Consider the following 11,237-nt stretch of genomic DNA (forward strand, 5'->3'; position numbering starts at 1 on the left):
GCTCAGCCCACGCGGGGGAAATCCACCTCGGTGCCGGCCACGACGTTGAGGTAGTTGGTGAGCACGTTCTGCGCGACGGCGGCCACCACCTCGACCAGTTCCGCGTCGCTCAGCCCGGCCTTGCGCGCCTGGGCGAGCTGCGGGCCCACGTCGGCGGCGCGCGTGCGGGCGATGGCCACGGCCAGGTCCAGGATGGCCTGCTCGCGCGAGTCCGGCGAGCGGCCACCGCGGAAGCCGCTCAGCTCATCCGCCTTCACCCCGAGCCCCTTCGCCAGCGCCGTGTGGGCGGACAGGCAGTAGGTGCAGTGGTTGAGCTCCGCCACCGCGATGGCGATGGCCTCCTGCGTGCGCGGCGACAGCTTCGCCTCGCCCATGGCGTTGAAGTAGCCCGCCACCGCATTCAGCGCCGCGGGCGAGTGGGCGAAGGTGGCGAACATCTTCGGAACACCGCCGAACTTCGCCTTCAGGGCGGCGAGCGTGGGCTCGGACGCGGCCGGCGTGTTGGCGGGGGTGACGGGGGCGATGGTGGGCGTGGTCATGACGGGACTCCGGGACAGCGGGTTGGGTGGCACGTCGATGTGGTATCGACTCGATACTAAATGCGCCGGCCCCCCTGCTCTTGTCAAGTCGGTATCGCCCCGATACCTTCTGCTTCGTGGCCGTCGACCGTCTCTACGCACTGCTCGAGCGCATCGGGAACCTGCTCCGCACGGAGGAGCGGGCGGCGGGGTTGCGGCATGGGCTCCAGCCGGTGCACCTGCAGGCGTTGCGCTACCTGCAGTCGTGCAACCGCTACAGCAACACGCCCGCCGCGCTGACGGAGTACCTGGGGCTCACCAAGGGCACGGTGTCCCAGACGCTGCTGCTGCTGGAGGAGAAGGGGCTCCTGCGCAAGGAGGCCAGCACCGAGGACCGCCGCGTCGTCCACCTGTTCCTGACGGACGCGGGGCGCGCGGTGCTGGACGAGGCGCTCCCGCCGGCGCTCTTCGGCCAGGTGCTGGGCGGGCTGCCGGAAGGGGGCAGGGCGCTCGAGGAGGCGCTCACCGGGCTGCTGCGCTCGCTGCAGTCCGCGAACGCCCAGCGGAGCTTCGGCGCGTGCGCCACCTGCAGACACTTCCGGCGCGAGGGGCCGGGACGCTTCCGCTGTGGCCTCACGGAGGAGCCGCTCTCACGCGAGGACAGCCTGCTGCTGTGCCGCGAGCACGAGGCGGCCGGAGCCTGAGTGCCCCGTCTCAGGCGCTGCCCAGCCCCAGCTCCCGCAGGCGGCGCTGGAGCGCGCGCTTGGAGACCTCCAGCCGCTGCACCATCTTGTCCAGGTCCCCCCCGCAGTCATGGAAGCAGGCGGTGATTTCCTCCGGGCTCAAGTCTCTCGCGGTGCGCAGCAGCGAGCTCCTGTCGATGAGGACGTAGACGGAGGGGCGCGGAATGCCCAGCCAGTCCGCGGTGGCCTTGAGGTCCCACGAGCAGGCGCGCAGGGCCTCCAGCAGCTCCTGCTCCGTCACCTCGGAGGGCTTGCGCCGCTGGGGCTTCGTCTCGGGCGGGGTGGGGACGGCGGCGGACGGAGCAGGGGCCCCGCCGGGCACGGGCATGGCGTCGGAGTCCAGCGTCTGCTCCAGCCGGGCGTCCACGCGCAGGTGCGGCAGGCCCCGGCTGCCGATGACGAGCTGCCGGACGACGTTGCGAAGCTGGCGCACGTTGCCCGGCCAGCCGTAGCGCACCAGCCGCACCGCCAGCGACGCGGGCAGCCAGGGCTCCGCGCGCGGGTCCGAGGACGACAGCCGCTCCACTCCATCCAGTCCCTGGAGCTCCTGCCGGGCGAAATGGAGGAAGAGCGGGCCAATGTCCTCGCGGCGCTCGCGCAGCGGGGGCATGTGGATTTCGAAGCCGGCCAGCCGGTGCAGCAGCGGTGCCTTGAAGAGCCGCTCCTGGATGCGCTCCTCCAGGTCGGAGTCCGTGGCGGAGACGAGCCGCACGTCCACGGGCACCGGGGTGTGGCCTCCCACCGGGTACACCTCGCCCGTCTCCAGCACGCGCAGCAGCGCGGCCTGCACCTCGGGCGGGGCCTCGCCCACCTCGTCGAGGAAGAGCGTGCCGCCGTGGGCGGCGCGGAAGAAGCCCTCGCGGTCCTTCGTGGCCCCGGTGTACGCGCCGCGCTGGGCGCCGAAGAGCTCGGCGGCCACCAGCTCCTTCGAGAGCGCGCCCAGGTTGACGCTGACGAAGGGGCCGGCGCGGCGCGGCCCCCGGTCGTGGATGGCGCGCGCCACCAGCTCCTTGCCGGTGCCCGTCTCGCCCCGGATGAGCACGGGGACGTCGAGGTCGGTCACGCGCGAGATGTCCTCGCGCACCTGGCGGATGCCCTCGCACTGGCCCACGAGGCCCAGGCCGTCCGGCGGGGACTCACGGGAGGACGACGTCAGGTGGAGCAGCAACACCACGCGCTCGGCGAGCACCAGCGGCACACCCGCCTGCAGCTCCTCGGGTGAGAACTCGCGCACGCCCTGGACGGGCTCATCCGCCACCCACACCCGGGTTCCATTCTCCGGCACCCGCAGCTGGAGGTGCCCCCTGGCTCCGGGCTCGAACTGGATGGGTGTGCGGCTGACGAACGGGTCCCCCAGCGGCTGCGTCACCAGTCCCCCGGGACGGGAGAACTCCGGGGCGTTGCGTGACAGGGACGCCGTCCTTCCGGAGGTGGCCAGCATCTCCAGCACCAGCCGCTCGCCGATGCGCTGGGGCTGGGGGTGGGAGACGACTGTCAGGACGGGCATCACTCGCGAGGCGGGAGCCTCCCGGCCCTGCGAGTGCTCCGCCGTCTGTGACATGTCGTCGGAGATTTTTTGCTGCATCGAAAGTCCCGGGGCCGCGGTCTTCACCTGGAGCCTACACCGTCGTCCTGGCCGGTGTCGGACGCAATGGCGCCAGGGTGTGACAGCAGCCACTGGGACACCCTCGTTGCCTTCCGCTCCTGGCCCACCCGGCGGTAGTGCTCCTGGACCTGCGTGGCCAGCTCCCGGCCGCGCGGACGTCCGGTGCCCGTGTCCCACAGGGCCCGGGCCAGGGCCCATCGGGCGTCGGCGCGAGCGCGCACGGGGATGTGCTCCAGCGAGCGCTCGAGGAGCGGCACGGCCGCGGCGGGCTGGCCACGGGCCAGGTGCAGCTCACCCAGCCCGAAGCGCGCGAGCGCCAGCACCCTCGGGTCCGAGGACTCCACCTTCTCCCCCGTGTCGCGGGCCCGCTGGAGGTGGCGCAGGGCCTCGTCCCACCGGCCCAGGTGCACCCACGTCAGGCCGAGCAGCGCGGACACCTCCGCGGTGTCCATGGGGTCGGAGCCCTGCACCTTCTCACGCAGGCCGAGCGCGCGCTCGAAGTGCTCCCGCGCCCGCTCATGCTGCTCCAGGGCGGCCAGCACCTCGCCGAGGCTGGTGTACGAGGTGGCGACGCTGGGGTGGTCCGGGCCCAGCGTCTTCTGCTTCAGCGCGAGGGCCCGCTCGTGGTGCTCCAGCGCCGCGTCCAGGCGTCCCTGGGCCAGGAGGACGTCGCCCAGGTTGGTGAGCGAGGAGGCCACCATGGGGTGCTCGGGCCCGAGCAGCGCGCGCCGCAGCGCGAGGGCGCGCTCGTGCCGGGCCTGGGCCTCCGTGTACTCGCCCAGCTCCTCGTGGATGATGCCCAGGTTGTTGAGCGTCACGGCGATGGTGGGGTGCTCGTCGCCGAGCAGCCGCTGCTTGATGGCCAGGGCCCGCTCGAAGTGCTCGCGGGCCTTCGCGTACCGCCCCTGGTCCATGAGCACGTTGCCCAGGCCGTTGTGCAGCTGCGCCAGGCCGAGGTTCTCCTCGGCCGCGCCCTTCTCCATGAGGGCCAGCGCGCGCTCGTAGTACCCGAGGCTGAGGACGGGGTCGCCGGTCAGCCAGCGCACGTTGCCCAGGGTCTCCAGGGCCAGGGCGAGGAGCGCGTCGTCACCGAGGCGCTCCGCCGAGGCCATCAGCGGCAGCTCCAGCCAGAGGGCCTCGGCGTAGCGGGCCTGCCGCACGCCCACCTCCGTGACGAGGAGGCTCCACGCCTGGGTCTCCAGCATCGCGTCCCGGCCCTGCGCCGCCAGCACCAGCGCCTCGCGCAGCACGGACTCGGCGCCCTTGTAGTCACCGGCTCCGTCCAGGTGCAGCGCGTGCCAGTAGAGGAACCTGCCCTGCAAGGGCGGGTAGCCCAGCGACTTCACCCGGGGCCGCAGCTCCTCCGCGAACGCCAGGCCCTCCTTGTACTGTCCCGCGCGGTGGAGGGCCTCCAGCCGGTCCTCCTCGCGCTGGAAGGACTCGACGCGGGCGCGGACCTCCGGGTCCTCCGGAGGGGGTACCTCGGCGGTGAGCAGGCGCGCGTCCGCGCAGCCGCTCAGGGCCGGCAGCGACTGCACGGCCTGCACCGCCCGGCCCACCAGCGTCGGGTCCGGCGCCTTGACGAGCAGCTCCGTGAGCGCGCCGAGCTGGCCGCGCCGCCGCTCCAGGCAGTACTCCCGCAGCGCCGCCAGCCGGTGGGACTGCTCCGCCCACTCCTGGCGGGCCTGCTCGCACGCCTCCGCCCGCTGCTTCACCCACCCCTGCGCGTACGTGTCCAGCAGCCGGGACACGCGCCCGAAGGTGTCCTTCGCCTCGGGCAGGCCCGTACCCACCATGACCTCTTCCAGCCGGTCCCGGAGCCGCGCGTCCCAGACTCCCGCCAGCCGCCCCTCCATGCCGACGCAGGGAGACGCGGGCGCCTCCTGGCGCAGCCAGCCCCAGACGGCCGTCACCAGCAGCAGGGCCCCTCCCGCCGCGAGCACCCCCGCGCGCAGCCGGGCCCGCCGCCGCTGCTCCGGGTCGTCCTCCAGCTCGTGGAGCAGCTCGCGCATGGAGCCCGGGCGCTGGAGCGGGTCCGTCTTGAGCCCGCGCAGCGTCGCCCGTGCCACCCAGGCGGGGACCTCGCTCTCGGGGGGAGGAGGGATGATGCGCTCGTCGAGGCGGGCGTCGAGGATGGCGCCGAAGGTGTCGCCCGCGAAGGGCCGCGCACCGTAGAGGCCCTCGTACAGGGCCACGCAGAAGGCGTACAGGTCGCTGCGCGCGTCGACGGCGCGGCCCTGGAGCTGCTCGGGGGCCATGTAGCGCGGCGTGCCCACCACCTTGCCGGACTCGGTGAGCGGCTCCGTCCACGTCCTGGGCAGCGGGCGCGGCGCGGCCTCCGGTGCGGCCTCCGAGCCGTGCGCGGCCTGCGCCAGGCCGAAGTCCGTCACCCGGACGCGCCCGTCCTCGCCGACCAGCACGTTCTCCGGCTTGAAGTCGCGGTGCACCAGCCCCGCGTCATGCGCCGCCGCCAGGCCCCGGCCCGCTTCCAGGAAGGCCTTCAGCACCTCTCGCCAGGGGCGGGGCTGCTGCTTCAGCCACTGCTGCAACGTCCGCCCCTCCACGTACTCCATGGCGATGAAGACCGAGTCGTCCTCCAGCCGCCCCGAGTCGTAGACGTGCACCACGTTGGGGTGGTTGAGCTGGGCCATGGCCTGGGCCTCCCGCAGGAGGCGCACCTGGCCGGCGTCGTCCTCGTCGAGGCTCCAGACGGGGCGCAGCAGCTTGAGGGCCACGCGCCGGTTCAGCCGGACGTCATAGGCCGAGACGACGAGGCCGAACCCGCCATGTCCCAGCAGGTTCAGGACGGTGTAGCGCTCCGCCAGCACCCGCCCCGGAGGCGGCGAGGCGATGGCCCCCTGGCGGCTCGAGCCCGCGAGGGTGTTCCCGGAAGGGCGCGCGGAGTCCGGACGCGGCCCGGGGGCGGGCGCCCCCAGGGTGAGCGTTTCTTCGGGGCCGTCGGAGCCGGGGCCCCCCCCGGGCCGCTGAGGACTCATGTTCACGACTGTACATCGCCGCCCACGCCCATCCACGCCTCGTGTGGGCCCGCCTGCTCACGAGCCAACTCTCAAGGGTCCTTCCACCGCACGTCTCTTTTCCTGACACTGCGGCTGCGAGCAGGCGAGCAGGGACTGGGAGTGTGAGGCATGAGCGACGAGCGGGTGGCGGAGGCCGGGGCCGACCCTGGGCCCGTCAGTGGGGAGTCCTCTTCGGGGACATCTCCGTCGCTCGCCTTCCTGCGGGAGGTGGCCCGCGCTCCCGAGCTGAGACCGAGCGTGCTTGCCGCGCCATGGCGCTCCGAGCGGTTCTCGCTCCGCGAGCAGCTCGGAGCCGGAGGCTTCGGCACGGTGTACGAGGCGCTGGACCACAAGCGCGGCGCGGCGGTGGCGCTCAAGTGGCTGCGGCGCGCGGACGCGCACGCGCTGCTCCTCTTCAAGCAGGAGTTCCGCGCGCTCGCGGGCCTCACCCATCCGAACCTGGTGCAGCTCTACGAGCTGTTCTCGGAAGGGGACGCGTGGTTCTTCACCATGGAGCGCATCCAGGGACAGCGCTTCACCCGTTGCGTGCCGACGCCCCGGGAGCGGACCCCGGGCTTCGACATGGAGCGGCTGCGCGGGCTGCTGTGGCAGCTCGCGGACGGGCTCGACTTCCTGCACGGCGCGGGGAAGCTGCACCGGGACATCAAGCCCTCGAACGTCATGGTGACGGACGAGGACCGCGTCGTGCTGCTCGACTTCGGCCTGGTGATGGACATCACCGGAGGCCCGCGCGAGGCGCTGGCGGCGGGGACGCCCCGGTACATGGCGCCGGAGCAGGCCGCGTCGCGCTCCATCGGTCCCGCCGCGGACTGGTACGCCGTGGGGGTGATGCTCTACGAGGTGCTCACCGGCCGGCTGCCCGCGGACACTCCGCGCGGCGCTGATGGAAGGCCCGTTCCTCCGCGCGTGCTCGCGCCGGACGTGCCCGAGGACCTGGAGGCACTGTGCCTGGCGCTGCTGGCTCCCGAGCCCGGACAGCGGCCCACGGGCGGGGAGGTGCGGGAGCGGCTCTCGAACCACGCGGGAAGCCGCGTGGTGCGTCCCCGGGACGAGGTGCCCCTGCGTGGGGGTGGGCCGTTCATCGGCCGTGAGGGGCCGCTGCGCCAGCTCGGCGACGCGCTCGCGACAGCGCGCGAGGGACGGACGGTGGTGGCCCTGGTGCGGGGGCCGTCCGGCATCGGCAAGAGCGCGCTGGTGCACCGCTTCCTGGCGGACCCGGGCGGTGAGGCGGACTCGCGGCGGGTGGTGCTCACCGGCCGCTGCTTCGAGCAGGAGTCGGTGCCCTACAAGCTGCTCGACAGCCTCCTGGACGCGCTCTGCCGCCACCTGCACGCGGTGCCCGGCGCGGAGCTGGACGCGCTGCTGCCGGCGGACCTGGCCTCGCTGGCGCGCCTCTTCCCGGTGTTGCGGCAGCTTCCTCCGCTGCTTCGCGAGGTCTCCCGCGACGACGAGGCGGTGGAGCCGCAGGAGGCGCGGCGGCGTGGTGCGCGCGCGCTGCGCGAGCTGCTCCACGCCCTGGCGCGGCGGGGGGAGCTGGTGCTCTTCCTCGACGACATCCAGTGGGGCGACCCGGACAGCGCGGCCTTCCTCCTGGAGGTGCTCCTGCCTCCGGACGCGCCGCCGCTGCTCCTGGTGGCCACGTACCGGGGGGACGAGCTGGAGACGAGCCGGGTGCTGGCGGGGCTCCTGTCCGCGCTGAGGGGCGCGGCGGGCTCGGGGCTGGAGGTGCGCGACATCGCGCTGGGCGCCCTGGGCCCGGAGGAGGCGGAGCGCCTGGCGAGGACGCTGCTCGGGGATTCGGGGGCGCCGGTGACGCTCGTGCCCACGCTGGCGGCGGAGGGGCAGGGCCACCCGTTCCTCATCACGGAGCTGGCGCGGCTGTCGCGGGAAGATGCCGGGCTGCTTCCGGAGCGCTCCGGTGAGGCCGGGCTCTCCATGCTGGACGCGCTCATCCTCGCCCGGGTGGAGCGGCTGCCAGAGCCGGCCCGGCGGCTCATGGAGGTCGTCTCGCTGGCGGGCCAGCCCCTGCCGCGCGAGAGCGCCGCGCGCGCGGCATTCGACAGCGAGCGCGCGCGGGAGCTGCCGGCGCTCGCGCACCTGCGCGCGGGCAACCTGGTGCGCGTGCGTTGGCGGGACGGACTGGAGGAACTGCTGCCGTACCACGACCGGGTCCGCGAGGCGGTGGCGGCGCGGCTTCCGGCCGAGGCACGGCGGGAACGGCACCTCGGGCTCGCGCTGTCGCTGGAGGCGAGTGGGCACGCGAGGGCCGAGCAGCTCCTGCTCCACTTCCGCGAGGCCGGGTGCCTGGAGAAGGCGGCCCGGTACGCGGTGGAGGCGGCGACGCGGGCGCACGAGGTGCTCGCCTTCGAGCGCGCGGCCCGGCTCTACCGCGAGGCGCTGTCGCTCGGGACTCCAGGCCCGGAGGAGACCCGCGCGCTCACGGCCCGGCTGGGCGAGGCACTGGCCAGCGCGGGCCGCCCGAGAGAAGCCGCGCTGGCATGGCTGGAGGCAGCGGAGGGCGCGGAGCCCGCGCGGGCCCTGCCGTGGCGGCACCGGGCCATGGAGCAGCTCCTGCTGGGTGGGTACACCGGCGAGGGGCTCGACGTGCTGACCCGTGTATCGGAGGACGTGGGCCTGGCGCCATCCCGCACGGCCGTGGGTTCGGCCGTGGGCGCGGTGCTGCGCGAGCTGCGCCTGCGGGTGCGCGGCACGGCGTTCCAGCCCCGGGTGTCCGGGGAACTCCCGGTGGAGGAGCGGCTGCGCATCGACGTCTGCTGGTCCGCCGCGCTGGGCCTCAGCATCGTGGACCCCGTGGCCGCCGCGGACTTCCGCTCGCGCCACCTGGAGCTGGCCCTCCGCTCGGGAGATGCGTACCGCGCCTCGCGAGGGCTGTCGCTGCACGCCATCATGCGGGGCATGCGCGGGGACGGGTCGCACCGGGAGCTGGAGCGCCTGCTGAGGCAGGCCTCGGAGCTGGCGGAGCAGTCGCGACAGCCTCATGCGCGCGCGTGGGCCTGGATTGGTCAGGGCATGGCCGCCCTGCACCAGGGGGCCTGGGCCCGCGCGGAGTCGCTCATGCGTCAGGCCGAGGCGCTCCTCCAGGCGCGCTGCGCCGATGCGTCCTGGGAGCTGGACTTCGCGCGCATGCAGCGGGCGCACTGCCTGTGGCACATGGGCGAGGTGGCGCGGCTCGCGGAGACGGTGCCCGCGCTGCTGGCCGACGTGCGCGGGCGGGGGCACCGGTATTTCGACGCCATGGTCCGGACGTCAACGGGCATCCTGGTGCGGCTCGCCGCCGACGCGCCGGAAGAAGCCTGGGCGCTGGTGCGCTCCTCCGAGGCTCCGTCGTCGCATCGGGGCTTCCGCCTCTCGCATGAGCGGGAGGCGATGGCGCGGCTCCGCATCGCCCTCTACCGTGGGGAGGGGGCCGTGGCCTGGGAGCTGGCCCGGCGGCGCCAGCCCATGGTGGTGCGCTCCGGCCTCCTACGCATGCAGTTGCTGCGCGTCGAGCTTCGCTACATCCATGCGCTGGCGGCGCTGGCCACGCCCACGCTCGATGGCGCGGCGGCGGGCCGCGTGGCGTTCCGGGCCGCGCGGGCCCTGGAGCGTGAGAGCATTCCCTGGGCCCATGCGCTGGCGCGAGTCCTCCGGGCCACCCTCGCGTCGCGCGGTGGGCGGCGTGAGGACGCGCTCCGGCTGCTGGCAGACGCGGAGGCGGTGACGGCGGAGCAGGGGATGCTGCAGCTGGCGGCCATCATCCGCCGCCGTCGCGGGGAGGCTCTGGGCGGGGCGCCGGGGCAGGCGCTGGTGGAGGCCGCGGACCGGGAGATGCGGGAGCGCGGCATCCAGGCGCCGGAGCGGATGGCCGACCTGATGACGCCGCGGTCCCAGGCGCCACGGTGAGGGCTCCAGGCGGCCCGCTCACTCCGGCTGGAACAGGCCCTCGCGCCGGCCCAGCTCGACCAGCTCGTCCTTGAGGAGCTGGAAGCGCTTGCGCAGCCGCTGGGACTCGCGGGCCAGCACGTCCGCCGCCACGTCCGCCTGTCCCAGCATGACGAGCGCCAGGTCCTTCCACTCCAGCCGCCGGTCCAGGCGCAGCACGAGCAGCTCGCGGTCCTCCGGAGGCAGGCGCTCGCGCAGCGCGGTCAGCCGGTCCTTGGCGTCCGTGCGCAGGTAGGGCCGTGTCTCCGAGCGCACCTGCTCCGCGATGCGGGAGATGGCGTCGGAGTCGGGGAACGGCTGGGCCAGCTTCTCGCGGAAGCGCTCCCGCCGGTGGAAGTCGGTGGAGGCGTTGCGCGCCAGGACATACACCCACGTGCGCAGGGAGCAGGCCCACGTGAAGCTCGCGAGGCCGAGCCACAGGCGCTCGCTCCAGAGGGAGAACACCTCCTCGGCCGCCGGCTCGTCGCGGAGCGTGGCCATCAGCACGCCGAAGACCTCGGGGCCGTAGCCACGGATGGCGGCCTCTGCCGCGCGCGCGTGCTGGCCCTGCTCGCACAGGCGCCGGACCTCGCTCTCGATGTCTTCACGCGGCGCAAGTGACATGGCGCGAGTCTTCCACACGCGCCTCCCGCCCTTCCACGGCCCCGGAGGTCAGAACCGTCCCCGCAGCCCGAGCCCCGGGCCGCGCGAGTCCATGGAGACGGTGGGCGTCACCGTGAAGGACGCCGGGCTCTCGGGCGCGGAGTCGGTCAGCTCGTAGCCCACCGCGGAGAAGAGGGGCGCGGCGATGAGCAGCGCCGTCCCCACGTCGTCGCCTCCCAGCAGGAACGCGGTCCCCGACGAGGCGAGCGACACGCCCAGTCCGGCGAAGGCCCCCGAGAAGCGTCCGTTGCCTCCCGCCCACTGGCCCCCCCACGTGACGCCCAGTGGCAGGCCCACCAGCACGCCCGCGCCGCCCAGCACGCCCGCGCCGAGGGCGGGACAGGCCCCCGAGAGGTCGAAGGCCCCGGAGCTTCCCGCACCGCACACCGCCAGGCCCACCAGTCCTCCGGCCAGGGCCCCCGCGAGCCCCAGCCCCAGCGCGGTGAGGGTGCCTCCTCCCATCTCGGCGCTGAGGCGTGCCGCCCGGGATGGGCGCTCCGGAGCCGCGACAGGCGCCTCGCTGGCGAAGGCGGGGTTGGAGGGCTGGGCCGAGGCGGGCAGGGCCAGGAGCAGCAGGAGCACGGAGGCGCGTTTCATCCACGTGCTCACGAGGGTGCGTCGTCGGGTCCGGATGTCGAAGTGCATGCCGGGTGGAGTGCAAGCACGGCGCCAGACACGCCTCGGCCGGGAATCGTCACGCGCGCGTGAAGCAGGCTGCACGGAGTCGTGCGGTCCGGTGCACACCTCT

7 protein-coding genes are annotated in these 11,237 nt (G+C 74.1%); 2 read left to right on the forward strand and 5 right to left on the reverse strand.

Going from position 1 to position 11,237, the window contains the following annotated elements; genetic code table 11:
- Positions 1 to 2: 2 nt before the first annotated feature.
- Positions 3 to 539, reverse strand: a complete 537-nt coding sequence (locus tag K8638_RS12485) for a carboxymuconolactone decarboxylase family protein (protein ID WP_223754712.1) — start codon at positions 537 to 539, stop codon at positions 3 to 5.
- Between the two features lie 116 nt (positions 540 to 655).
- On the opposite strand from K8638_RS12485, the gene K8638_RS12490 reads away from it, so the two are divergent.
- Positions 656 to 1,222 carry a MarR family winged helix-turn-helix transcriptional regulator gene (locus tag K8638_RS12490; protein ID WP_223754713.1) on the forward strand — a complete coding sequence of 189 codons (567 nt, stop codon included), beginning with the start codon at positions 656 to 658 and terminating at the stop codon, positions 1,220 to 1,222.
- A gap of 10 nt (positions 1,223 to 1,232) precedes the next feature.
- Here K8638_RS12490 and K8638_RS12495 read toward each other — a convergent pair whose 3' ends face one another.
- Both K8638_RS12495 and K8638_RS12500 read right to left on the reverse strand, forming a co-directional pair.
- Positions 1,233 to 2,846, reverse strand: a complete 1,614-nt coding sequence (locus K8638_RS12495; RefSeq protein WP_223754714.1) for a sigma 54-interacting transcriptional regulator — start codon at positions 2,844 to 2,846, stop codon at positions 1,233 to 1,235.
- A 23-nt stretch (positions 2,847 to 2,869) separates the two neighbouring features.
- On the reverse strand, positions 2,870 to 5,863 hold the full coding sequence (locus K8638_RS12500) for a serine/threonine-protein kinase (protein ID WP_223754860.1): 2,994 nt from the start codon (positions 5,861 to 5,863) through the stop codon (positions 2,870 to 2,872).
- Between the two features lie 150 nt (positions 5,864 to 6,013).
- Between K8638_RS12500 and K8638_RS12505 the strand changes: the two genes are divergently transcribed.
- The gene (locus tag K8638_RS12505) at positions 6,014 to 9,808 is read left to right on the forward strand and encodes a serine/threonine-protein kinase (RefSeq protein ID WP_223754715.1); all 3,795 of its coding nucleotides are present in this window, start codon (positions 6,014 to 6,016) and stop codon (positions 9,806 to 9,808) included.
- Positions 9,809 to 9,826: 18 nt separating this feature from the next.
- On the opposite strand, the gene K8638_RS12510 is transcribed toward K8638_RS12505, so the two are convergent.
- Positions 9,827 to 10,450: an RNA polymerase sigma factor gene (locus K8638_RS12510; protein WP_223754716.1), complete on the reverse strand. Its 624-nt coding sequence runs from the start codon at positions 10,448 to 10,450 to the stop codon at positions 9,827 to 9,829.
- Positions 10,451 to 10,498: 48 nt separating this feature from the next.
- The gene (locus tag K8638_RS12515) at positions 10,499 to 11,086 is read right to left on the reverse strand and encodes a hypothetical protein (protein WP_223754717.1); all 588 of its coding nucleotides are present in this window, start codon (positions 11,084 to 11,086) and stop codon (positions 10,499 to 10,501) included.
- Between the last annotated feature and the right edge of the window lie 151 nt (positions 11,087 to 11,237).

The sequence above is a fragment of the Myxococcus sp. RHSTA-1-4 genome (assembly GCF_020037125.1).
In the GTDB taxonomy this organism is placed as follows: domain Bacteria; phylum Myxococcota; class Myxococcia; order Myxococcales; family Myxococcaceae; genus Myxococcus.

Bases quoted from the DNA above. Each gene is read 5' to 3' on its own strand.
- K8638_RS12485 (WP_223754712.1), bottom strand. From the start codon at position 539: ATGACCACGCCCACCATCGCCCCCGTCACCCCCGCCAACACGCCGGCC.
- K8638_RS12495 (WP_223754714.1), bottom strand. From the start codon at position 2,846: ATGCAGCAAAAAATCTCCGACGACATGTCACAGACGGCGGAGCACTCG.
- K8638_RS12500 (WP_223754860.1), bottom strand. From the start codon at position 5,863: ATGAGTCCTCAGCGGCCCGGGGGGGGCCCCGGCTCCGACGGCCCCGAA.
- K8638_RS12505 (WP_223754715.1), top strand. From the start codon at position 6,014: ATGAGCGACGAGCGGGTGGCGGAGGCCGGGGCCGACCCTGGGCCCGTC.
- K8638_RS12510 (WP_223754716.1), bottom strand. From the start codon at position 10,450: ATGTCACTTGCGCCGCGTGAAGACATCGAGAGCGAGGTCCGGCGCCTG.
- K8638_RS12515 (WP_223754717.1), bottom strand. From the start codon at position 11,086: ATGAAACGCGCCTCCGTGCTCCTGCTGCTCCTGGCCCTGCCCGCCTCG.